Origin of the sequence: Streptomyces iranensis (assembly GCF_017874715.1) — a bacterium.
Lineage (GTDB): Bacteria > Actinomycetota > Actinomycetes > Streptomycetales > Streptomycetaceae > Streptomyces > Streptomyces iranensis.
The window spans coordinates 40,515-63,447 of sequence record NZ_JAGGLR010000018.1; the positions used below are offsets into that span (position 1 = coordinate 40,515).

Sequence of the window (22,933 nt, forward strand, 5' to 3'; positions counted from 1 at the left end):
CTATCGTCATCCGGATGCGACAGTACGACCCGGACCTGACCCCGCCGTGGAAGCGGCAGCGGCCCGCCCCCGAGGTCCCCGCCGAAGCGGACCTCGTCGTGGAGGAGGTCACCACCGGATTCTGTGGTGCCGTGATCCGCTGCGAGAAGACCGCCCAGGGTCCGACGGTCACTCTGGAGGACCGCTTCGGTAAACATCGCGTCTTCCCCATGGAGCCGCGCGGTTTTCTGCTCGAGGGGCGTGTCGTCACCCTCGTACGCCCGCGTGCGGCGGCCCCAAGCGCGCCCCAGCGCACGGCCTCGGGGTCGATCGCCGTCCCGGGAGCCCGTGCGAGGGTCGCCCGCGCGGGGCGCATCTACGTCGAGGGGCGCCATGACGCGGAGCTGGTCGAGCGGGTCTGGGGCGACGATCTGCGCATCGAGGGCGTCGTCGTGGAGTACCTGGAGGGCGTCGACGATCTGCCCGCCATCGTCGACGACTTCGCCCCCGGCCCCGACGCCCGGCTCGGCGTCCTCGTCGACCATCTGGTGACGGGCTCCAAGGAGTCCCGTATCGCCGCACAGGTCACCGGCGAGCATGTGCTGGTCCTCGGCCACCCCTACATCGACATCTGGGAGGCCGTGAAGCCGTCCTCCCTCTCCATCCCGGCCTGGCCGACGGTGCCGCACGGCCAGGACTGGAAGAAGGGCGTCTGCCGCGCCCTGGGCTGGCCGGAGAACACCGGGGCCGCCTGGCAGCGGATCCTGTCGTCGGTCCACTCCTACAAGGACCTCCAGCCGGAGCTCCTGGGGAAGGTGGAGGAGCTGATCGACTTCGTGACGGCCCCACAGGGCTGACGGTCTCCGTAAGGGCTCATGGCTCCCATAGGGGCCGACGGCCTCCGTAGGGACCAACGGCTTCCGTACGGCCCAACGGCTTCCGTACGGCCCAACGGCTTCCGTTTCAGTCCGCCCGAGGGCTTCCGTATCGGCCCTCCGACGCCCCCGCCTCAGTCGACCAGGTCCCGCACCACCGCGTCCGCCAGCAGCCGCCCCCGGAGCGTCAGCACGGCCTGCCCGCGCCCGTACGGCTCCGGCTCCAGCAGACCGTCCTCCAGGGCCCGCGCCGCGGCCGCCGCCCCGGCCGGGCGCAGCAGCTCCAGCGGGCAGCCCTCGGCCAGCCGCAGCTCCAGCAGGATCCGCTCCACCCGGCGCTCCTCGGCGGACAGCAGCTCCCGGCCCGCGCCGGGCGACCGGCCCTCGCCCAGGGCCTGTGCGTACGCCCCGGGGTGCTTCACGTTCCACCACCGCACACCGCCCACATGGCTGTGTGCGCCGGGGCCCGCGCCCCACCAGTCGGCGCCGCGCCAGTACAGCTCGTTGTGGCGGCAGCGCCCGGCGGGCGAGGTGGCCCAGTTGGAGACCTCGTACCAGGCGAACCCGGCGGCCGACAGGGTCTCCTCGGCGATCAGATAGCGGTCCGCGTGCACATCGTCGTCGGTCATCGGCACCTCGCCGCGCCGGATCCGCCGCGCCAGCTGGGTGCCCTCCTCCACGATCAGCGCATACGCCGACACGTGGTCCGGGCCCGCCCCGAGGGCCGCCTCCAGGGAGGCCCGCCAGTCCGTGTCGCTCTCGCCGGGCGTCCCGTAGATCAGGTCCAGGTTCACATGGCCGAATCCCGCCGCCCGCGCCTCGGCCACACACGCCTCCGGGCGCCCCGGGGTGTGCGTACGGTCCAGCACCTTCAGGACGTGCTGCCGGGCACTCTGCATCCCGAAGGAGATCCGGTTGAACCCCGCCTCCCGCAGCTCCGCCAGATACCGCGGATCGACCGACTCCGGATTGGCCTCGGTCGTGACCTCGGCCCCCTCGGCCAGCCCGAACTCGTCCCGGATCGCCCCGAGCATCCGCCCGAGGTCCGCCGCCGCGAGCAGTGTCGGGGTCCCGCCGCCGACGAACACGGTCTCCACGGCCCGCGGGTCGTCCCCCAGCACCTTCCGCGCCAGCCGCACCTCCTCGACGACCTGCTCGGCGTAGTTGTCCCGGGAGGCGAGCACCCCGCCGGAACCGCGCAGCTCACTGGCGGTGTAGGTGTTGAAGTCGCAGTAGCCGCAGCGGGTGGCGCAGTACGGCACGTGCAGATAGAACCCCAGCGGCCGCCGCTCCGCCCCCGCCAAAGCGGTCGCGGGCAGTGCGCCGTCCTCGGGCATGGGCTCACCATCAGGCAATACGGAAGGCATGCCCCCATTGTCCGGCACGACCGGCGCCACCCGGGACCACGAGACGGCGCCCAGACGCCGGCAGGGGCTCCGTCCCTGGCCCCGGGGCCGACGAGCCGACCGTCGCCGCGATCAGCTCACCGGCCAGGGCGCCGGCCGTGCCGCCTGCGACGCGGCCGGGGTCTGGGGCGAAGCCCCAGTTGCGGGAAGGGGCGGGGAGGGGGAAGCACCGATATGCGGCTCCGCCGCGTGGCCCGCCGCGGGCGTCACGACCCACCGGGCGCCCCTGGAGCACCGGACGCGCCCTAGAGCACCTTCAGGACCAGCATCGCCAGGTCGTCGTCCGGCGGCTCCGCCGCGAACTCGTCCACCGCCCGGCGCACCCGCTCCGCGACCTGCCGCGCGCTCAGCCCTCCGCACAGCGCGAACGCCGCCGCCAAGCCGTCCTCGTCGTCGAACTGCCGGTCGCCCGATCGGTGCTCCGTCACCCCATCCGTCACACAGAGCAGCGTTTCCCCGGGCGTCAGATCGAACGATTCACTCTCGTACGACACATCGTCCACGACGCCCAGCAATATCTGCGGCGCCGCGACCGTCCGCACCTCGCCGTCGGGCCGCAGCACCAGCGGCAGCGGATGCCCCGCGCTGGCCAGCGTGCAGCGCACCCCCAGGCCGTCGCCCAGCGGCTCCAGCTCTCCGTACAGCAGCGACAGGAACCGCGCGACCCCGCCGCCCGCCGACAGCCCCGCGCCTCCGACCAGGCCGCCGTCCACCAGCTCCACGACCCCGGCGGGGCCTCCCACGGCCTCCACACCGGCCACCACGGCCTCCGCGGCGCCCTCGACGGCCTGCTCCACCGCCTCCTCGCCCAGCAGCTGGTTGAGCCGGTCCAGGACCTCTCCCACGCCGTACCCCTCGCGGGCGAGCAGCCGCAGCCAGGGCCGGACGAGGCCGGTCACCACGGCCGCCTCCGGGCCGTTCCCGCAGACGTCGCCCAGGACGAAGCACCAGCGGCCGTCACCGGCCGGGAAGACGTCGTAGAAGTCGCCCCCGGCCGAGATCTCGCCGGTCGGCTCGTACACCACCGCCGACTCGACTCCGGGGATCCGCGGGATCACGGACGGCAGCAGCCCGCGCTGGAGCACCCGGCTGATGGTCGCCTGGCGGGTGTAGCGGCGGGCGGAGGCGAGCGCCAGGGCGACGCGGCGGGCGAAGTCCTCGACCAGGCCGACCACTTCGGCCGGCATCCGCACCAGCCCGGCCCGCCCCAGCAGCAGCGTGCCGAGCGCGCGGCCGCCCGCAACCAGCCGGCACGCGAGGGCCGCGCCACCGGGCCCGTACGCGGCCGGGTCGGCGGGCCAGGGCCACTCCACGGCGCTGCCGCGGACAGCAGTGGGCACATGGGGCGGCTCCTTCTCCAGCACCTGCCGCAGGCCCTCGATGCGCCCCTCGCTGGCATGCCAGACCCGGGCCAGCCGCGGCGGACCGCTCGTGGAGTCGAGCCAGATCGCGCACCAGTCGGCGAGCCGGGGCACCAGCAGCTGTCCGGCCAGCGAGGTGACCATGTCCTCGTCGAACTGCCCGGCCAGCAGATCGGACGCCTCGGCGAGGAAGGAGAGCGCGCCGCGCTGGATCCACTCGGGGTCGCGGCGGACCGGGACGAGGCCCTGCGCGGGCGCCACGATCTCGACGGCCTCGACGGCCTCCTTACGGCCTTCACCGACGGTCCCCAGGCCCTCAGGAACGGATTCCAGGCCCCCAGAGACGACCCCGGTCCCGAAGCCGCCGTCCGGTCCGGCCGCGCCCCCGTTCGCCCCGTCCACGGGGTCCACGGCGGCCGCGGCGTCCATGAAGCCCGAGCCCATGGCGCCCGCGGCTGCCGGGCCCGTGGGCGCCACCGCCATCTGGAACCACACCGACTTGGTCGCCCGCCGGTAGGTCGTCCCCCAGGACTCGGCGATCTCGGCCACCAGCCGCAGTCCGTGGCCCCCGGCGTACTCCGGCGGCTCGTCCGCATCCGGCGGATCGCCGCGCACCACGCGGGTGGGATGGTGATCGGTCACCTCCACCACCAGGGACGGCGGCTCGCCCTCGCGGTCCGACACATCCAGCGCACAGCTCACCTCGACGGCGGTGCCGGCGTGCACCACCGCGTTGGTGACCAGTTCGCTCACCAGCAGTACGGCCTCGTTTGCCACCTGGTCGGTGACCCGGTCGGCGGCCGGTACCTCGAGCGCGGCCCAGTCGGCGAGGGCGGCACGGACGAACCGGCGCGCGGCCGAGGCCGCGAGCGGGCTGCAGGGCAGATTGACGCGTGCCGATGCGCTGGTACGGACGGGGCCGACCCCACCCCCGACCGGTAGAACCACCCCACCGCCCTCAACCGACCCACCAGAAGTGGCAGAAGATGACGTCCCCACTGTGCGGCTCCTGAAGAAGCTCCGTCATAACGCCGTATCCGTAACCGTATCCGGCACGGACAGAGTGACAGACGGACCGCCCTCATATGCACCGGGTTACGCAAGTGAACCGCGATAAGGGGAAAATTCATGTGTCCGGCGGGCCGGTCAACCTGAAATCCGGTGCGGGGTCGTATCCTTGCCCGTTAAACCTCCCGCGCGCCCGCGTACATGTCCTCGATCAGGTCCTTGTACTCACGCTCGACGACCGGGCGCTTGAGCTTCAGGCTGGGCGTCAACTCCCCGTGCTCCACGTCCAGATCGCGGGGCAGCAGCCGGAACTTCTTGATCGTCTGCCAGCGCTGCAGCCCGTCGTTGAGCCGCTGCACATGGCCGCCGATCAGCTCCCGCACCTCATCGGTGTCCACGACCTCCGCGTAGGTCTTGCCACCGAGGCCGTGGTCGCCCGCCCACTTCATGATCGTGGGCTCGTCGAGGGCGATCAGCGCGGTGCAGTAATTGCGGTCGGCGCCGTGCACCAGGATGTTGGAGACGAACGGGCACACCGCCTTGAACTGGCCCTCGACCTCCGCCGGGGCCACGTACTTACCGCCCGAGGTCTTGATCAGGTCCTTCTTGCGGTCGGTGATCCGCAGATAGCCGTCGGGGGACAGCTCGCCGATGTCCCCGGTGTGGAACCAGCCGTCGGACTCCAGCACCTGCGCGGTCAGCTCCGGCAGCCCGTGGTAGCCCTGCATGATGCCGGGGCCGCGCAGCAGCACCTCGCCGTCCTCGGCGAACCGCACCTCCAGGCCCGGGAACGCCTTGCCGACCGTACCGGTGCGGTAGTCCGCCGGGTTGAGGAAGCTGGCGGCGCTGGACTCGGTCAGACCGTAGCCCTCCAGGATGTTGATCCCGGCGCCCGCGAAGAAGTAGCCGATGTCGGGCGCGAGCGCGGCGGAGCCGGACACCGCGGCCCGCAGCCGGCCGCCGAACGCCTCGCGCAGCTTGCCGTAGACCAGCTTGTCGGCCACCGCGTGCTGGGCCCGGAGGCCGAAGGGCACGGAGGCGGTGCCGGTGCGGCGGAAGTTGTCCTGAGAGACCCTGGCGTAGTCGCGGGCGACCTCGGCCGCCCACTGGAAGATCTTGTACTGGGCCGCTCCGCCCTCGCGCGCCCGCTGGGCCACCCCGTTGTAGACCTTCTCGAAGATCCGCGGCACGGCGCACATATAGGTCGGCCGGACCACCGGCAGATTGTCGATGATCTTGTCGACCCGGCCGTCCACCGCCGTGGTGTGGCCGACGTAGATCTGTCCCGCCGTCAGCACCTTGCCGAAGACATGCGCGAGCGGCAGCCACAGGTACTGCACATCGTCGGCGAAGAGCAGTCCGTCCTGATTGCCGATCACAATGGCCATGTACGACCAGGAGTCATGCGCCAGGCGTACGCCCTTGGGGCGCCCGGTGGTACCGGAGGTGTAGATGAGCGTCGCCAGCTGATCGCTGCGCAGGGCGTCCATCCGCTCCCGTACCGCGTCCGGCTGCCGTTCCAGCAGGGCCGTGCCCCGCTTCTCCAGCTCGGTGAGCGAGAGCACCCAGCCCTCGGGGTCGTCCGCGGCGGGGACCGCGTCGTCGGCCTGGATCACCACCACATGGGCCAGCTCGGGGAGTTCCTCGCGCTGCGCCCGCACCTTGGCGAGCTGCGCCGCGTCCTCGGCGATCAGCACCCGGCTGCCGGAGTCGGAGAGGATGAAGGAGGTCTCGTCGGCGTTGGTGGTCGGGTAGACCGTGGTGGTGGCCGCGCCCGCGCACAGCACACCGAGGTCGGCCAGGATCCACTCCACGCGGGTCGAGGAGGCCAGCGCCACCCGCTCCTCGGGGCGGATGCCCAGATCGATCAGCCCGGCGGCGATGGCGAAGACCCGATCCGCGCTTTCCCGCCAGGTCAGCGGCCGCCACTCATCGGGGCCCGTGCCCGAGGCAGGAGGCACCGGATACCGGTACGCCTCCTTGTCCGGTGTCGCCTCGACGCGCTGGAGGAAGTGCGTCGCCAGGGACGGCGGCCGGTTCTCGAGCAAGTTCTGTGTGTCGGTCACGGCATCCTCCGGGGCCCGCATCATTGCTTGGTGACTCGCGAGTAACCTTCGAGTAGGTGATCAGGGTAGGGGCCGAATCCTTACGGCGTAAGGGGGCTGGGTCACGTTGTTCTCACGAGATGCCCAAGAGCGGCCCGGGAAGGCGGCAGGCCCGGCGCATCCATCACGCCAGGCCCGCTGACCACACTGTCCCCGGTGCTCCGGCCTTGCGGCCATTTCTCCCGGGGGGCTACTTCTTCGCCTTGGAGTCCTTGCCGTCGGAGTCGGAGGACAGCACCGCGATGAAGGCATCCTGGGGCACCTCCACACTGCCGACCATCTTCATCCGCTTCTTGCCTTCCTTCTGCTTCTCCAGCAGCTTCCGCTTACGGGAGATGTCACCGCCGTAGCACTTGGCGAGGACGTCCTTACGGATGGCACGGACCGTCTCACGGGCGATCACCCGGGAGCCGATGGCCGCCTGGATGGGCACCTCGAAGTTCTGCCGCGGGATGAGCTCGCGCAGCTTGGCGACCAGCCGGACGCCGTACGCGTACGCCTTGTCCTTGTGGGTGATCGCCGAGAACGCGTCCACCTTGTCGCCGTGCAGCAGGATGTCGACCTTGACCAGTTCGGAGGTCTGCTCCCCGGTGGGCTCGTAGTCGAGCGAGGCATAACCGCGGGTCTTGGACTTCAGCTGGTCGAAGAAGTCGAAGACGACCTCGGCGAGCGGCAGGGTGTAGCGGATCTCGACCCGGTCCTCGGAGAGGTAGTCCATGCCGAGCAGCACCCCGCGGCGGTTCTGGCACAGCTCCATGATCGCGCCGATGAACTCGCTCGGGGCGAGGATGGTGCCCCGGACGACCGGCTCATGCACCGTGTCGATCTTGCCCACCGGGAACTCGCTGGGGTTGGTCACCGTGTGCTCGGTGCCGTCCTCCATCTCCACCCGATAGACCACATTGGGTGCGGTGGCGATCAGGTCGAGATTGAATTCGCGCTCCAGGCGCTCACGGATGACCTCCAGGTGCAGCAGCCCGAGGAAGCCGACGCGGAAGCCGAAGCCGAGCGCGGCCGAGGTCTCCGGCTCGTAGACCAGCGCGGCATCGTTGAGCTGCAGCTTGTCCAGGGCCTCGCGCAGCTCGGGGTAGTCCGAGCCGTCCAGCGGATACAGCCCCGAGAACACCATCGGCTTGGGGTCCTTGTAGCCGCCCAGCGGCTCCTGCGCACCGCCGCTGACCTGGGTGATCGTGTCACCCACCTTGGACTGGCGGACATCCTTCACACCGGTGATCAGATAGCCCACCTCGCCCACGGACAGCCCGTCGGCGGGGGTCATCTCCGGCGAGTTGGTGCCGATCTCCAGCAGCTCATGGGCGGCGCCGGTGGACATCATCCTGATCCGCTCGCGCCTGCTGAGCGTGCCGTCGACGACCTTCACATAGGTCACGACGCCCCGGTAGGCGTCATAGACGGAGTCGAAGATCATCGCGCGGGCGGGAGCGTCGTAGACGCCCACCGGGGCGGGAACCAGCTTGACGACCCGGTCCAGCAGCTCGGCCACGCCCTCGCCGGTCTTGGCGGAGACCTTCAGCACGTCGGAGGGGTCGCAGCCGATGAGGTGGGCGAGCTCGGCGGCGAACTTCTCGGGCTGGGCGGCGGGCAGGTCGATCTTGTTGAGGACCGGAATGATCGTGAGGTCGTGCTCCATCGCCAGATAGAGGTTGGCGAGGGTCTGTGCCTCGATGCCCTGGGCCGCGTCGACCAGCAGGACGCACCCCTCGCACGCGGCGAGGGAACGCGAGACCTCATAGGTGAAGTCCACATGGCCGGGGGTGTCGATCATGTTGAGGATGTGGGTGGCGGGCTCGCCGCCCTCGTCCTTCGTCGGCGCCCAGGGCAGCCGGACCGCCTGGGACTTGATCGTGATGCCGCGCTCGCGCTCGATGTCCATGCGGTCGAGATACTGCGCGCGCATCTGCCGCTGCTCGACCACCCCGGTCAGCTGGAGCATGCGGTCGGCGAGCGTCGACTTGCCGTGGTCGATGTGCGCGATGATGCAGAAGTTACGGATCAGAGCCGGGTCGGTACGGCTCGGCTCCGGCACATTGGTAGGGGTCGCGGGCACGCAGGGTCCTGTGTGTAGGCGGGACTCGGTGTTATCGGTATGGGTCAGTCCCGTCCATGGTCCCATGAATGGCGACCTCTTCCGGGTTTGGGACGCCATGGACCCTGCTGGTAACCTGGCCGACTGTGTCTCGTGCCCCCTCTTTCACGGAGATCTCCAAGGACATCTTCGTGAGGGGCGCCGTGGACGTCTTCACGGACGTCTCGATGGGCTCGGACGCACCACGAAGCAAGTGAAACCCAACGAACCTGCGAAGGCTTTTACGTGGCGAACATCAAGTCCCAGATCAAGCGGAACAAGACGAACGAGAAGGCGCGCCTGCGCAACAAGGCGGTCAAGTCCGAACTGAAGACCGCCATCCGCCGCACCCGCGAGGCCGTGGCCGCCGGTGACGTCGAGAAGGCCGCCGAGGCCATCCGCATCGCCGGGCGCAAGCTCGACAAGGCCGTCAGCAAGGGCGTTCTGCACAAGAACAACGCCGCCAACAAGAAGTCGGCGCTCGCCCAGCAGGTCTCCAGCATCCAGGGCTGACGCCTTTCGGGGCTGACCTCGAAGGCTGACTGACGCCTTCCGGGGCTGGTCTCCAGCCGGTTCGGACACAGCGGTCCCTCTCACCCGCTCCGACCGGCAGTCGAGAGCCTCTTCAGCCCCTTCAGCGGTACCGCGCCGCACGCGGCCTGCGTTCGCCACGCGGGTGCGGCGCACTTGATCGATACGAAGGCCCCGCGCCTGTCCTTTCCCCAGGACAGCGCGGGGCTTTCGCGCTTAATTCGGGTATGTTCACGTCATGTCGACACCGGGGGAAACACCCAATCCGTACGGGCCGCCTCAGCCGCCCCAACCGCCTCAGCCGCCTCAGCAGAGCCCGGCGCAGAGCGCGCCGCAGGGACCGGGGCAGAGCCCGCGGCAGGGACCGGGGCAGAGCCCGCCGCAGGGACCGGGGCAGAGCGCGCCGCAGAGCCCGCCGCCGCCCGGTCCGTACGGGCAGGTGCCGCCCCAGACCCAGCCGCCCCAGCACAATCCGTACGCCCAGCCGACGATGCCTTCCGTCCCCCTGGGCGGCGGCTACGGCCCGATGGGCGCACCGGGCACGCCTCCCGGGGCGCCTCTCATGGGTCCCGGGGCCGGGGGCGGGGGCGGCGGCAAGGGCTGGCTGTGGGGGCTGGGCGGGGTCGTCGTCGCCTCGGCGGTCTGGGCCGGGGTGCTGTTCGCCACGGGAGGCTTCGACGGGAACGAGGCCGAGGCCGATCTCGCGGGCTACCGCTATACGACCAACCTGTGCGGCTCGACGGACTCCCAGGCCTTCGAGGACTCGGGGTATGAGCAGAAGGACGAGAGCGGCTCGTCGTCGAACCCGCAGCACAGCAGCTCCGAGAACCCCGCGCTGGACTCCATGACCTGCAACATCGACTTCGAGCCGAGCGGCGCGAGCAGCAGCGACTACTCCTCGGTGTGGCTCTACACAACGGCGTCACTGCACAAGAAGACCGACCCCGGCCCCGAGTTCGAGGCCCAGTACCGGGCGTACGAGGACCAGAAGACGTCCACCTACAGCTATGAGGTGAGCCCGGTCAGGGGGCTGGGCGAAGAGGCGTATGTGGTGCGGCAGGAGAGCAAGAGCAGCACCTCCAACACCGGCGCCTATGTGATCCTCGCCGTGCGGGACGGCTGGATGACCTATCAGTCGACCTGGTCGGAGTATGTGTCGACCTCGTCCAGCGCCTCGGCCAAGACGCCTGAGGAGGCTACCGAGATGCTCAGGAAGAGCGCGAAGGCGACGCTGGAGAAGATGAAGGAGTAAGGAGTAAGGGCGCCACACGCACACCGATCAGAGCGCGCAACGGGCCGGACGAAACGCGCCCCCTGCACCGGGACCCGGCTTTCGGTCAGCGGCGGCCCGCCCGCGCGGCGCGAGCGATCGTGACGACGGCCTTCTCCAGGGCGTACTCCGGATCGTCCCCGCCGCCCTTGACCCCCGCGTCGGCCTCGGCGACGGCGCGCAGCGCGATCGCCACGCCATCCGCCGACCAGCCGCGCATCTGCTGCCGCACCCGGTCGATCTTCCACGGCGGCATGCCCAGCTCACGGGCGAGATCGCCGGGGCGGGCGCCGCGCGGCGCGGAGGCCAGCTTGCCGATGGAGCGGACGCCCTGGGCCAGAGCGCTGGTGATCAGCACCGGCGGCACCCCGGTGGAGACGGCCCAGCGCAGGGCCTCCAGCGCCTCGGCCGCGCGGCCCTCGACGGCGCGATCGGCGACGGTGAAGCTGGACGCCTCGGCACGGCCCGTGTAGTAGCGGGCGACGACGGCCTCGTCGATCGTGCCCTCGACATCGGCCACGAGCTGGGAGACCGCGCTGGCCAGCTCGCGCAGATCGCTCCCGATGGCATCGACCAGGGCCTGGCATGCCTCGGGGGTGGCGGACCGCCCGGTGGCGCGGAACTCCGACCGTACGAACGCCAGCCGGTCGGCGGGCTTGGTCATCTTCGGACAGACGACCTCGCGCGCCCCGGCTTTACGGGCGGCGTCGAGCAGCCCCTTGCCCTTGGCCCCGCCCGCGTGCAGCAGCACCAGGGTGATCTCCTCGGCAGGGGTGCCGAGGTAGCCCTTCACATCCTTGATCGTGTCGGCCGACAGATCCTGTGCGTTGCGCACCACCACGACCTTGCGCTCCGCGAAGAGCGAGGGGCTGGTCAGCTCGGCAAGGGTGCCGGGCTGGAGCGCGTCGGGCATGAGGTCGCGCACATCGGTGTCGGGGTCGGCCGCGCGGGCGGCCGCCACCACCTGCTGCACGGCGCGGTCGAGCAGCAGCTCCTCCTGGCCCACGGCGAGGGTCACCGGGGCGAGTGGATCGTCGGTCGTCGTCTTCCTGGCCATCGCGGTCCAGCATCCCACGGACCACCGACAGCCCCGCCGCCCGGATGTCCGACAATGTTCCGGTGATCGATGAAGGACTGACCGGCGCCCGGCACGCCCGGCATGCCCGGCACATCCTGGTGCTCCCCGACCGCGACGCGGCGGAGGAGGTGGCCGAGGCCCTCCCCGAGCGCTTCGGCATCACCCAGGAGCCCCAGTTGGTGCGGGACGCCTTGGCGGGCGAGGACGACGCCGAGGACGCCCAGTGGCTGGTGGTGATCGAGGACCCGGACGGCGGGCTGGACGCGACGGCGCTGGACGCGCTCGCGGACGAGTACGACGGCTGGCTGGAGGCCGAATAGTGTCCGAGACTGGTGCCGTAACCAATCATGGTCGCGGAAGACAGGGGGCTCCGAGGATGAGCGGAACTGTGACGGCAGTCAGCAGCAACGGCGAGTACTCGTTCACCAAACCGAACCAGGACAGCATCACCCTGCTCACCGGCCTCGGCGTCGAGGGCGACGTCCACGCCGGCGTGACGGTCAAACACCGCTCCCGCGTCGCCCAGGACCCCACCCAGCCGAACCTGCGCCAGGTCCACCTCATCCACGAAGAACTCTTCGCGGAGGTCGGTGCGGAGGGCTTCAAGGTGCTGCCCGGTGACCTGGGCGAGAACATCACCACCCGCGGCATCGACCTGCTCGCCCTCCCCGTCGGCACCCTGCTGCGCATCGGCGACGAGGCAGTGCTGGAGGTCACCGGCCTCCGCAACCCCTGCCTGCAGATCGACAACTTCCAAAACGGCCTCCTGAAGCAGGTCGTCGGCCGCGACGAGGCCGGGAACGTCATCCGCAAGGCCGGAGTCATGAGCGTCGTGCGGGAGGGCGGCACGGTCCGCCCTGGCGACCTGATCCAAGCCGAGCTCCCCGCCGAACCCCACCGCCCCCTGGACCGCGTCTGAGGGCGGGGTTCTCCCTGTCGCGATGAGTTCCGGCCGGGCCGGGAGTCTCTTCTGGTGACCGTCGTAGAACGCCGTACGACGCTGCCCGGTACGAGACACCACGGAGGACACCATGACGGCCACACCGGACGACCCGACCACCGCGCTGCCCGGCCGCCCGCCCGTGGTCGACCTGGCCACCTGGCAGGCCGCCCGTGACGAGTTGCTGGTCCGCGAGAAGGCCCACACCCGCGAGGGCGACGCCATCGCCGCGGCCCGCCGCCGGCTGCCGATGGTGGAGTTCGACGGGACGGTCGAGGTCGTCGGACCCGACGGCCCGGTCCCGTTCCTGGACCTGTTCCAGGGCCGCGACGAGCTCGTGGTCTACAAGCACATGTGGTACGACGGCGCACCGCACCAGGGGCAGTGCGAGGGCTGCACCACCACGGCCTGGCACCTCAGGGAAGCGGACTACCTCAACGCGCGCGGCGTCTCGTTCGCCGTCCTGACCACAGGCCGCTGGGACGAGGTGGCCTCCTACGTCGAGTTCATGGGCTACACCCAGCCCTGGTACTCGGTGCGCGACGTGGACGGACCGGCCGGCGGTGACATGGGTTACCTCACCTGCTACCTGCGCGACGGCGACCGCGTGTTCCTCACCTACTCCACGACGGGCCGCGGCAATGAACGGGTCAACGGGTCTCTCGGCCTGCTCGACATGACGCCCTACGGCCGCGGCGAGGCGTGGGAGGACAACCCCGAGGGCCGTCCCGAGGGGCGCGGCCCGTGCTGGTCCTGGCGCTCGGACGCGGACGGGAACGCCACCTGGGGCCCGACCAGCCGCCCCGTGCCGCAGTGGACCCGCCCCGGCGCGACCCCCGTGGAGACCCTCGGCCGCCACGGCCACCACCACTGACGCGTGCCGCGGACATGAGTGAGGCGCCAGGGTCGAAGGGAAGACCTCTGGCGCCCTACTCGCGGCCGAAACCGCCTAGTCGTGACGTAGAGCCTCAACGATCGCTGCCCAGACGGCTCGCGCCACCAGGGACACCGCGAAGCGCTCCACGAGACCGCCGCGCCACCTTTTTTCCTTTGTGCCGGACGACCTGAAGAAGCCGACCACCATCACCACCTCCAAGGGGTTCAACCCACCGCCCTCTGCGGTAGGCCCGTCCCTCCCCCTTCGAGGTCAGGCCAACCTGGCGGCGGTGAGGAACCACGCCCAGTCGTGGTGACAGACTCAAAGGTACAACCCGCCCGCATTGATCGGTAGTTGGGGTGTTTCAGGCAGACCGTTGCGTGCCCCCGCCACGGCCTCCGAGGACCGCGCGCAGGCCCCGCTCGTGCGTGACCGCGATGGAGCCGTCGGTGTCGGTTCGCAGTACGGCGGCGCCCTGGGCCCGCAGGGAGGCGACGGTGCGGGGCGAGGGGTGGCCGTAGGGGTTGTCTGCGCCGCAGGAGATCAGGGCCAGGCGGGGGCTGAGGCGTCGGAGCAGCTGTGGGTCCTGGTAGGCCGAGCCATGGTGGGCGACCTTGAGAACGTCGATCTCGGGAAGGGCCGGATGCGTCGTCAGCAGGGCCTGCTGGGCGGGAGGTTCGAGGTCGCCCAGGAGGAGCAGGGTCAGGCCCGCCGTGCGGACGAAGAGGGTGACGCTTGCGTCGTTCGGGCCCTCGGTCGCGGTCGGGCCGGGTGGCGGCGGGGGCCAGAGGACCTGCCAGGACAGCGGGCCGAAGCGTCGTCGTTCCCCTGGCCGCGCCGGGATGACCGGGATATGCGCCGACCGGGCCTTGCGGCGTACGAACTCGGCCTGGCCTGGTGGTTCTTCCAGGACGGTGGTCTCGATCGCGCCGACCGTGCGGCCTCGTAACGCACCGCTCAGCCCGGCCACATGGTCGGCATGGAAGTGGGTCAGGATCAGGAGCGGGATCCGGACGACGCCCAGGGAGCGCAGGCAGCGGTCGACGGCTCGTGGCTCGGGGCCGGTGTCCACGACGACGGCCGTGCCGGGGCCCGCGGCCAGGACCAGGGCGTCACCTTGTCCGACATCGCACGCCACCATCCGCCAACCGGGCGGTGGCCAGCCGGTGATGACCCGGGCCAGGGGCGCCGGGCGTATGACGGCCAGCAGCACCAGCAGTGCGCATACGGTGCACAGTAGGCGGTGGCGCAGCAGTCGGCGGCCCACGAGGACCACGGCCAGGGTGACGGTGGCCAGCAGGAGCGCGCCGGTCCAGCCGTCCGGCCAGTCCGCCTCGGCTCCGGGCAGCGCCGCGCCGGTCCGGGCCACCTGGGCGATCCACTCGGCGGGCCAGCCCGCCGGCCAGGCGATCCACTGGGCGAGCGGTGGTGCGACGGCGGCCGCCGCGAGCGCGGCGAAGCCGAGAGCGGTGGCGGGGGCTACCGCCACCTCGGCGATGAGGTTGCAGGGGATCGCCACCAGGCTCACTCGCGCGGCCATCACCACGACGACCGGTGCGCAGACCGCCTGGGCCGCGGCGGCGGCCGCCAGCGCCTCGGCCACCCGGGGCGGTACGCCACGGCGCTGGAGGGCCGCGCTCCATCCCGGCGCGATGGTGAGCAGGGCGCCGGTGGCCAGTACGGAGAGCAGGAAGCCGTAGCTCCGGGCCAGCCAGGGGTCGTAGAGCACCAGCACGAGGACGGCGGCGGCCAGGGCCGGGAGCAGGGAGCGGCGGCGGCCGGTGCCGAGGGCGAGCAGGGTGATCAGCCCGCAGGCGGCGGCGCGCAGCACACTCGGTTCGGGTCTGCAGACGATGACGAAGGCGAGCGTGAGCCCGCCGCCGAGGAGGGCGGTGGTGCGCAGCCGGATGCCGAGCGCGCCCGCGAGACCGCGCCGCTCGGCCCGCCCGGCCAGCTGCGACGGACCCGTGAGCAGTGCGAGGACCAGTGTCAGATTGCTGCCGGAGACGGCCATGAGGTGCAGCATGTCCGTGGCCCGGAACGCCTCGTCCAGCTCGGGCGGCACCCGTGAGGTGTCCCCCACGACCAGCGCGGGGAGCAGCGCCCGCGCGTCCGGGGAGAGTCCGTCGGTCGCGGTGCGCAGCCCGGCGCGCAGCCGCCCGGCGAACCGCTGGACCACGCTGGGCGGGCCCGTGGCCCTCGGGGGCCCGCCGCTCACACGCACTGCGGCCGCGATACGGTCCCCGTCGCGCACCGGCGGGGCCAGACGGCCGTGGACGCGCAGACGTGTGGACGGCAGCAGCCCGAGCCAGGCCGTCCGCTCCCTGCCGGACCTGGGGTGGACCGTGAGCAGAACGGGCGTGCGGGTGGTGGTCATGGTGCCGCCAGGGCCAGTGACCTGGTGGGCCTCCGCTTCCAGGACCACGGACACGGGCGCGAGCGCCGCGCCCCGTACCCGTGGCCGAGTGAGCCGTGGGTCCCCCGTGACGGTCACCTCGGCTGTGGCCTCCGCGTACCCCCGGGCGAGTGCGGGGACGGGGCCACGGCGTACGTCCGCCCCGTGCAGCCCGGCGACCGCCCCCGCGGCGGCCCCGCACAACAACACCGCGGCGATCGCTCCTGCCATACGGCGCCCACGCCAGGCGGCGGCGCGTGGCGTTGAAGTGGCTTGCCGTCCCGGCAGGTTGGAACCTTTCGGGAGCGGTGCCGGTGAGGGCGTGTCCGGTCCGTGCCGGGGGCGGGGTGGGCCGTGGTGTCGGTCGCCCGGTGTCGGGGCTCGTCGGCGGGTCCGGAGAAGCAGGGCCGCCGCTACGAGGGTGGCCGCTGTGCAGACGAGGGCCACCGCCAGGGGTGATGCGTCCAGGGATAGTGCTGCGGCCGCCCAGGCGGCCAGGGCCGGTGGTACCAGGCGGAGGTCGGGCGGGCCCTCCTGGCGTGGGTGTGACGCACCGCGTGGGGACGCGGCTGCGGCATGGACCGGGGCGCGGGTGCGCGGGGGCTGCGCGGACGTCATGGCTGAACCAGCGGGCGCAGGTCGGCGAACCGGCGCTCGCCGATGCCGTTCACCTCGCGGAGTTCATCGATGGAGCGGAAACCTCCGTGCTGGGTGCGGTAGTCGATGATGTGCCGGGCCAGGACGGGGCCGACTCCCGGGAGGGTGTCGAGCTGTTCGGCGGTCGCGGAGTTCAGGCTGATCGGGCCACCGGGTGCCCCCGGCCCGGCCGGTGCGTTGGGTGCGTTTGGCCCGTTGGGCGAGTTGGGCCCATTGGGTGCGTTGGGTGCGTTGGGCGCGTTGGGCGCGTTGGGCGCGTTGGGCGCGTTGGGTGCGTTGGGTGCGTTGGGTGCGTTGGGTGCGTTCGAGCCACCGGCCGCCGCGCCAGGCGCCGGTGGTCCGGCCGCGGGGGCGCCGACCACGATCTGTTCCCCGTCCACCAGCGGGCGGGCGCGGTTCAGCCCGCTCAGGTCGGCGCCCGGCCGTACCCCGCCCGCCGCTTCCAGGGCGTCGGCGACCCTCGACCCGGGCGGCAGCTTGCGCAGGCCGGGGCGGCGGACCTTGCCCGTCACATCCACCACGACCTTCCGGCCGCCGCCGGACGAGGTGAGCTGCCCGCCCGGCGTCGGGCCGGGTTCGGAGGGTGCGGCGCGCGGGGGCTCCGGGTCCGGGGCGCGCACGGTCTGGGGACGGCCGGTCCAGAAGTGGTAGGCCGCGAAGGCCACCGCGGTGAGCAGGGCGATCACCAGGGCGGCGACCGTCTTCAGCTCCATGCCGCAGCGCAGCTGAAGCCACAACGGCAGCCGCTCGCGCAGGGCCAGCCCTGCCCGGTCGCGTCTGCGCAGCGGAGCGCTCTCGGACGCGCTCTTGGACGCGCTCTTGGACGCGTTCTCGGGCCCCTCCTCGTGCCCGTCCTCGGGCCCCTCCTCGTGCCCGTCCTCGGGCGGCTCCTCGAGCCCGTCCTCGGGCGGCTCCTCGTTCCGTGCCTCCTCCGCCGCCACAGCCGACCCCGCGACGCCCTTCGGTCCGTCCCTGCTGCCCAGAGCGATGGACCCGACCGCCACCGGGGACGCCCGAGGCGCCGACGAGGCCGTGGCGAAGAGCGCCGCCGCACGGCTCGAGCGTGAGGATGCGGCAGGGTGCGGCTGGCCGTGGGCGCTGCGGTGGCGGCTTCCGGCGCTGACCAGACTCGTGCCGGACGGCGGGCGTGGGCGGCGGCCCGCCCCGCCGTCGCGATGGCGGCCCCGCCCCGGACCCGTGGTTACTGTGCGTGATCGTGACCTCATGCCACCTGACGGTAGGCACGTGGAGCCGATCGCGCTGGTCCGCATCAATTTCCGGGGATAACCCCCGCGTTGTGGACAACTCCGTCACCCCGCCGGGTGAAGAGCCTCCCCCACCCTCCGCTATCGCGGAGAGACCACCGCCCCCAGCAGCCCCGGCCCGGTGTGCGCCCCGATCACCGCACCCACCTCGCTCACATACAGCTCCGCCAGCCCCGGCACCCGCTCCCGCAGCCGCTCCGCGAGCGCCGCCGCCCGTTCGCCCGCCGCCAGGTGCTGCACCGCGATGTCCACCGGGCTCCGGCCGGCCCGCTCCACCACGATCTCCTCGAGCCGGGCGATGGCCTTCGAGGCGGTGCGGACCTTCTCCCGCAGCTCGATCCGCCCCTCGTCGAGCTGGAGCAGCGGTTTGACCGCGAGCGCCGAGCCGAGGAGGGCCTGGGCCGCGCCGATGCGGCCGCCGCGCCGCAGGTAGTCGAGGGTGTCGACGTAGAAGTAGGCGGCCGTGCCGTCGGCCCGCTTCTCCGCCGCCGCCACGGCCTCGTCCAGCGTGCCGCCGCCCTCCGCCGTCTCGGCCGCCGCCAGCGCGCAGAAGCCGAGCGCCATCGCGACCATTCCGCTGTCCACCACCCGCACCGGAACGGGCGCGTCCCGCGCCGCGAGCACCGCCGCGTCGTAGGTGCCGGAGAACTCGGCCGACAGATGCAGGGAGACGATGCCCGTCGCGCCCTCCTCGGCCGCGGCCCGGTAGGCGGCCGCGAACATCTCCGGACTGGGCCGGGACGTCGTCACCGGCTTCCGCTTCTGCAGCGCCTGCGCGAGGGACCGGGCCGAGATCTCGGTGCCCTCCTCCAGGGCCCGGTCTCCGAGCACCACCGTCAGCGGCACGGCGGTGATGCGGTGCCGCTCCATCGCATCCTGCGGCAAGTACGCCGTGGAATCGGTCACGATCGCGACATGGCGGGACATGACTGGGAGGTTATCGGGGGATGGCGCCTGCCGACAGCGCGACCCCACCGGGTGATCAATTGCCTTGCCGATCATGCCCTGTTCAGACGTGACTCAGATCCTGTTCTCAGACCGGGTTCGTTCCGGGGTTCCGGGGTTCCAGGGGTTCCCGGGTTGCGGATTCCCGGGTTCCCGGGTTCCCCGGTTCTCAGGCCGTGTTCTCGGGACGGGGGGACTGCTGCCAGGGCTTCTGCCACGCCTGGGGCTCCGTATTCGGCCTCGTCCCGAGCGATGGCGACGGCCGGGGCGGCTCCGGCTCCTGCCCCGCCTCGGACCCAGGGCGCATCCTCGCCTCGGACCCAGGGCGCACCCCCGCCTCGGGCCCAGGCCGTGAACCCGCCTCGGGCGCCGCCAGCGGCTCGTCGGGCTCCACCGCTGTCCAGTGCCGCAGCGCCCCCGCCTCCATCTCGATCTCGCGGCCCAGCGAGTCCAGATCGTCGTGCGCCATCCGATGCGTCCGCTCCTGCACCGCCCAGCGCAGCGAGTCGGCCGAATGGGTGATCCGCTGTGTACGCTCCCGCATCTCGGGCAGCAGGGCGGCGAGCCTGGCCCTGTCGGGCTCCTGCTCCAGCCGCTTCAGATCCGCTTCGAGGTCCAGCGCATGGGTGCTCAGCCGCTGGAACAGGCCCAACGACTCCGACAGGGAGCGGTCTTGCGGAGCGGCCGCCTGCAGCGCCTGCCCGGTGGCGCGCATCGAGCCGCGCAGGGAGAGCCGCAGCTGGGCGAGCTCACCGGCCGGGCCAGGCTGGGCGAGCTGCCGGGCCCGGAGTCTGGTCTCCTCCACCGTGACACGGGCCTGCTGCACCGTACGGTCGATACCGCGCTTGGCCGCCCTGACCCCGCGGACGACCCCATAGACCCCCGCCAGCATGATCAGGACGAAAAGCGTCAACAGGATCCAGATGGCTTCCATGTGCGCTCCTTGGGGCGGCGGTCACGGCACGGTGGCGGTCGTCCTCTCAGCGTAAACGCGGCGAGCGGGTCAGAGGTTCCTGATGAACCCCCAACCCGCCCACACGTGAGAAGCCGATCAGGCCGGAACGATGTTCACCAGCTTCGGCGCGCGCACGATGACCTTACGGATGCCGGCGCCGTTCAGCGCCGCCACGACCGCCGGGTCACCCACCGCCAGCGCCTCCAGCTCCTCGTCCGAGACCGAGGGCGCGACCTCCAGCCGGGCCTTGACCTTGCCCTTGACCTGCACCACACAGGTGACGGTCTCGTCCACGACGTACTCCGGATCGGCGACCGGGAAGGATTCATGGACGACCGACCCGGAGTGGCCCAGCTTGCGCCACAGCTCCTCCGCGACATGCGGGGCCAGCGGCGAGATCAGCAGCACCAGCCCCTCGGCCACCGAGCGGGGCACCTCGCGCACCTTGGTGACGTGGTTGTTCAGCTCGGTGATCTTGGCGATGGCGGTGTTGAAGCGCAGACCCTCCATGTCCTGCCGGACGCCGTCGATCGCCTTGTGCAGGGCGCGCAGCGTCGCCTCGTCGGGCTCGGTGTCGACGACGGTGACCTCTCCGGTGCCCTCGTCGACGACATTGCGCCACAGCCGCTGCAGCAGCCGGTACTGGCCGACGACCGCGCGGGTGTCCCAGGGCCGCGAGACGTCCAGCGGGCCCATGGCCATCTCGTACAGCCGCAGCGTGTCGGCCCCGTACTCGGCGCAGATCTCGTCCGGCGTGACGGCGTTCTTCAGGGACTTGCCCATCTTGCCCAGCAGCCGGGAGACCTTCTCGCCGCTGTACCAATAGGCGCCGTCCCGCTCCTCGACCTCGGCGGCCGGGACGGCGATACCGCGGCTGTCCCGGTAGACATACGCCTGGATCATGCCCTGGTTGTACAGCTTGTGGAACGGCTCGACCGAGGAGACATGCCCCAGGTCGAACAGCACCTTGGACCAGAACCGCGCGTACAGCAGATGCAGCACCGCGTGCTCGGCGCCGCCGACGTACAGGTCGACACCGCCGTGCGGCTGCCCCTCGCGCGGCCCCATCCAGTAGCGCTCGGCCTCGGGGTCGACCAGCCGCTCGCTGTTGTGCGGGTCCAGGTAGCGCAGCTCGTACCAGCAGGAGCCGGCCCAGTTGGGCATGGTGTTGGTCTCGCGGCGGAACGGCCGCGGCCCGCGCCCGTCACCCAGGTCCAGCACCACGTTGACCCACTCCTCGTTCCGGGACAGCGGGGTCTCCGGGGAGGTGTCGGAGTCGTCCGGATCGAAGGTGCGCGGCGAGTAGTCCTCGACCTCGGGCAGCTCCAGGGGCAGCATCGACTCGGGCAGGGGGTGAGCCACGCCCTCCTCGTCGTAGACGATCGGGAAGGGTTCGCCCCAGTAGCGCTGACGGCTGAACAGCCAGTCGCGCAGCCGGTAGTTGACGGTGCCCTCGCCGATGGAGCGGGCCTCCAGCCACTCGGTGATCCGGGCCTTGGCCTCGGTCACACCCAGGCCGTCCAGGGAGATGCCGTCACCCACCGAGTTGACGATCTTGGCATCGTACGAGCCGAACGCGTCGTCCCAGGTGGACGGGTCGGTGCCGCGATCGTCCGAGGGTTCGACGACGCAGCGCATGGGCAGCTCGAAGGCTCGGGCGAAGGCGAAGTCACGGCCGTCGTGGGCCGGGACGGCCATGATCGCGCCGGTGCCGTAGCCCATCAGGACGTAGTCGGCGATGAAGACCGGCACCCGCTCACCGCTGACCGGGTTGACGGCGTACGCGCCGGTGAAGACGCCGGTCTTCTCCTTGACCTCGGCCTGCCGCTCGACGTCGGACTTGGCCGCGGCCTGCTTGCGGTAGGCGTCGACGGCCTGGGCCGGGGTGGCGTGGCCGCCGGTCCAGACGTCGTGGGTGCCCTCGGGCCAGGCGGCCGGGACGATCTCGTCCACCAGGCCGTGCTCGGGTGCCAGGACCATGTAGGTGGCGCCGAACAGGGTGTCCTGGCGAGTGGTGAAGATCGTGATCTTGGCGTCGGGGTGCTCGGCCACCGGGAAGTCGACCCGGGCGCCCTCGCTGCGGCCGATCCAGTTGCGCTGCTGCAGCTTGATGGCCTCGGGCCAGTCCAGCTCGTCCAGGTCGTCCAGCAGCCGGTCGGCGTAGGCGGTGATGCGCATGTTCCACTGGCGCAGCTTGGCCTTGAAGACCGGGAAGTTGCCGCGCTCGGAGCGGCCGTCCGCGGTGACCTCCTCGTTGGCCAGCACGGTGCCCAGGCCGGGGCACCAGTTGACGGGCGCGTCCGAGGCGTAGGCCAGGCGGTAGTCGCCCAGGAGGTCGGCGCGCTCGTACTCGGTCAGCTCGGCCCAGGGGCGGCCGTCGGGGGTGGGATGCTCACCGGAGGCGAACCGCTGGACCAGGGTGTCGATGGGGCGCGCCGTCTTCGCCTCGGGGTCGTACCAGGAGTTGAAGATCTGCAGGAAGATCCACTGGGTCCACTTGTAGTAGTCCGGGTCGATCGTCGCGAACGAGCGGCGGTTGTCGTGACCCAGGCCCAGCCGGCGCAGCTGCCGCCGCATGTTCTCGATGTTGGCCTCGGTGCTGACCCGCGGGTGGGTGCCGGTCTGCACCGCGTACTGCTCGGCGGGCAGGCCGAAGGCGTCGAAGCCCAGGGTGTGCAGGACGTTGTGGCCCGTCATGCGGTGGTAGCGGGCGAACACATCGGTGGCGATGTAGCCCAGCGGATGGCCCACGTGCAGTCCCGCGCCCGAGGGGTACGGGAACATGTCCATGACGAACTTCTTTGGCCGGGCGACGGCCTCGGCGTCGCCGGCCAGGTCGCCGCTCGGATTGGGCGCCTCATACGTGCCGTGCGCGTCCCAGAAGTCCTGCCAGCGGGCTTCGACGTCGGCGGCCAGGGCGGCCGTGTAGCGGTGCGGCGCGGCCACCTCGGCCGCGGCATTGGTCTCGCTCATGGTCCTCAAAGCTCCATCGGTCGTCTCTGCCTGCGGCAACGCAGCGGATCCCTGCTTCCGAAACAAAAAGACCCCTCGCACAGGAGGGGACGCCGCGCTGATACCGACCGGAGCTGTACTCGGTTGGTACTGATCAGCGCGGCCCGCTAAGCAGAAGGCGTACGGCACGCATGGGGCCAGGTTACCGCAGGGCGCAGACGGGCCGCACGGAGGCGGTCCCTCGTCAC

At 71.5% G+C, this 22,933-nt stretch carries 16 protein-coding genes; 6 read left to right on the top strand and 10 right to left on the bottom strand.

The window, feature by feature from the left end; all coding sequences use genetic code 11:
• The first annotated feature begins 14 nt into the window (after positions 1-14).
• The gene (locus J2Z30_RS30430; RefSeq protein WP_044575449.1) at positions 15-836 is read left to right on the top strand and encodes a DUF3097 domain-containing protein; all 822 of its coding nucleotides are present in this window, start codon (positions 15-17) and stop codon (positions 834-836) included.
• 152 nt (positions 837-988) lie between these two features.
• Here J2Z30_RS30430 and hemW read toward each other — a convergent pair whose 3' ends face one another.
• The 4 genes from hemW to lepA all read right to left on the bottom strand — a co-directional run bounded on the left by hemW (position 989) and on the right by lepA (position 8,802).
• Positions 989-2,221, bottom strand: coding sequence for a radical SAM family heme chaperone HemW (hemW, locus tag J2Z30_RS30435; protein WP_044575446.1), 1,233 nt, complete (start codon positions 2,219-2,221; stop codon positions 989-991).
• Positions 2,222-2,505: 284 nt separating this feature from the next.
• Complete coding sequence (locus tag J2Z30_RS30440; protein WP_044575442.1) at positions 2,506-4,569, bottom strand: ATP-binding SpoIIE family protein phosphatase; 2,064 nt, start codon at positions 4,567-4,569, stop codon at positions 2,506-2,508.
• A 236-nt stretch (positions 4,570-4,805) separates the two neighbouring features.
• Entirely contained in the window at positions 4,806-6,695 is a 1,890-nt protein-coding gene (locus J2Z30_RS30445; RefSeq protein WP_044581940.1) for an AMP-dependent synthetase/ligase, read from the bottom strand.
• Between the two features lie 229 nt (positions 6,696-6,924).
• The gene (gene lepA, locus J2Z30_RS30450) at positions 6,925-8,802 is read right to left on the bottom strand and encodes a translation elongation factor 4 (protein WP_078956889.1); all 1,878 of its coding nucleotides are present in this window, start codon (positions 8,800-8,802) and stop codon (positions 6,925-6,927) included.
• Positions 8,803-9,066: 264 nt separating this feature from the next.
• Here lepA and rpsT point away from each other — a divergent pair, with 264 nt between their 5' ends.
• Both rpsT and J2Z30_RS30460 read left to right on the top strand, forming a co-directional pair.
• The gene (gene rpsT, locus J2Z30_RS30455) at positions 9,067-9,333 is read left to right on the top strand and encodes a 30S ribosomal protein S20 (protein ID WP_044575435.1); all 267 of its coding nucleotides are present in this window, start codon (positions 9,067-9,069) and stop codon (positions 9,331-9,333) included.
• A 508-nt stretch (positions 9,334-9,841) separates the two neighbouring features.
• Complete coding sequence (locus J2Z30_RS30460; RefSeq protein WP_052701587.1) at positions 9,842-10,603, top strand: hypothetical protein; 762 nt, start codon at positions 9,842-9,844, stop codon at positions 10,601-10,603.
• An 85-nt stretch (positions 10,604-10,688) separates the two neighbouring features.
• On the opposite strand, the gene holA is transcribed toward J2Z30_RS30460, so the two are convergent.
• Entirely contained in the window at positions 10,689-11,678 is a 990-nt protein-coding gene (gene holA / locus J2Z30_RS30465) for a DNA polymerase III subunit delta (RefSeq protein WP_044575426.1), read from the bottom strand.
• Positions 11,679-11,722: 44 nt separating this feature from the next.
• Between holA and J2Z30_RS30470 the strand changes: the two genes are divergently transcribed.
• The 3 genes from J2Z30_RS30470 to J2Z30_RS30480 all read left to right on the top strand — a co-directional run bounded on the left by J2Z30_RS30470 (position 11,723) and on the right by J2Z30_RS30480 (position 13,513).
• The gene (locus J2Z30_RS30470; protein ID WP_308280122.1) at positions 11,723-12,019 is read left to right on the top strand and encodes a hypothetical protein; all 297 of its coding nucleotides are present in this window, start codon (positions 11,723-11,725) and stop codon (positions 12,017-12,019) included.
• Positions 12,020-12,075: 56 nt separating this feature from the next.
• A complete protein-coding gene (locus J2Z30_RS30475) occupies positions 12,076-12,618 on the top strand; it encodes an MOSC domain-containing protein (protein ID WP_078956888.1) in 543 nt (180 codons plus the stop codon).
• 112 nt (positions 12,619-12,730) lie between these two features.
• The gene (locus J2Z30_RS30480) at positions 12,731-13,513 is read left to right on the top strand and encodes a DUF899 domain-containing protein (RefSeq protein ID WP_044575417.1); all 783 of its coding nucleotides are present in this window, start codon (positions 12,731-12,733) and stop codon (positions 13,511-13,513) included.
• 367 nt (positions 13,514-13,880) lie between these two features.
• On the opposite strand, the gene J2Z30_RS30485 is transcribed toward J2Z30_RS30480, so the two are convergent.
• The 5 genes from J2Z30_RS30485 to leuS form a co-directional block, all read right to left on the bottom strand.
• Positions 13,881-16,529, bottom strand: coding sequence for a ComEC/Rec2 family competence protein (locus tag J2Z30_RS30485; protein WP_044575414.1), 2,649 nt, complete (start codon positions 16,527-16,529; stop codon positions 13,881-13,883).
• Positions 16,526-17,572, bottom strand: coding sequence for a ComEA family DNA-binding protein (locus J2Z30_RS30490; RefSeq protein ID WP_308280124.1), 1,047 nt, complete (start codon positions 17,570-17,572; stop codon positions 16,526-16,528). Before J2Z30_RS30490 ends, J2Z30_RS30485 begins: the two co-directional genes overlap by 4 nt.
• A gap of 342 nt (positions 17,573-17,914) precedes the next feature.
• A complete protein-coding gene (locus tag J2Z30_RS30495; RefSeq protein ID WP_044575412.1) occupies positions 17,915-18,760 on the bottom strand; it encodes a DegV family protein in 846 nt (281 codons plus the stop codon).
• A 187-nt stretch (positions 18,761-18,947) separates the two neighbouring features.
• Positions 18,948-19,712 (bottom strand): hypothetical protein, encoded by a 765-nt coding sequence (locus tag J2Z30_RS30500; protein WP_044575407.1) that lies wholly within the window; start codon positions 19,710-19,712, stop codon positions 18,948-18,950.
• 117 nt (positions 19,713-19,829) lie between these two features.
• A complete protein-coding gene (leuS, locus tag J2Z30_RS30505; protein ID WP_044575404.1) occupies positions 19,830-22,706 on the bottom strand; it encodes a leucine--tRNA ligase in 2,877 nt (958 codons plus the stop codon).
• Between the last annotated feature and the right edge of the window lie 227 nt (positions 22,707-22,933).

Excerpts from the sequence above, each read along its gene's own strand:
- J2Z30_RS30495 (WP_044575412.1), bottom strand. The coding sequence starts at position 18,760 with ATGTCCCGCCATGTCGCGATCGTGACCGATTCCACGGCGTACTTGCCG.
- J2Z30_RS30485 (WP_044575414.1), bottom strand. The coding sequence starts at position 16,529 with ATGACGTCCGCGCAGCCCCCGCGCACCCGCGCCCCGGTCCATGCCGCA.
- J2Z30_RS30500 (WP_044575407.1), bottom strand. The coding sequence starts at position 19,712 with ATGGAAGCCATCTGGATCCTGTTGACGCTTTTCGTCCTGATCATGCTG.
- J2Z30_RS30430 (WP_044575449.1), top strand. The coding sequence starts at position 15 with ATGCGACAGTACGACCCGGACCTGACCCCGCCGTGGAAGCGGCAGCGG.
- J2Z30_RS30470 (WP_308280122.1), top strand. The coding sequence starts at position 11,723 with ATGTCCGACAATGTTCCGGTGATCGATGAAGGACTGACCGGCGCCCGG.
- J2Z30_RS30475 (WP_078956888.1), top strand. The coding sequence starts at position 12,076 with ATGAGCGGAACTGTGACGGCAGTCAGCAGCAACGGCGAGTACTCGTTC.
- J2Z30_RS30460 (WP_052701587.1), top strand. The coding sequence starts at position 9,842 with ATGCCTTCCGTCCCCCTGGGCGGCGGCTACGGCCCGATGGGCGCACCG.
- leuS (WP_044575404.1), bottom strand. The coding sequence starts at position 22,706 with ATGAGCGAGACCAATGCCGCGGCCGAGGTGGCCGCGCCGCACCGCTAC.
- holA (WP_044575426.1), bottom strand. The coding sequence starts at position 11,678 with ATGGCCAGGAAGACGACGACCGACGATCCACTCGCCCCGGTGACCCTC.
- J2Z30_RS30480 (WP_044575417.1), top strand. The coding sequence starts at position 12,731 with ATGACGGCCACACCGGACGACCCGACCACCGCGCTGCCCGGCCGCCCG.
- hemW (WP_044575446.1), bottom strand. The coding sequence starts at position 2,221 with ATGCCTTCCGTATTGCCTGATGGTGAGCCCATGCCCGAGGACGGCGCA.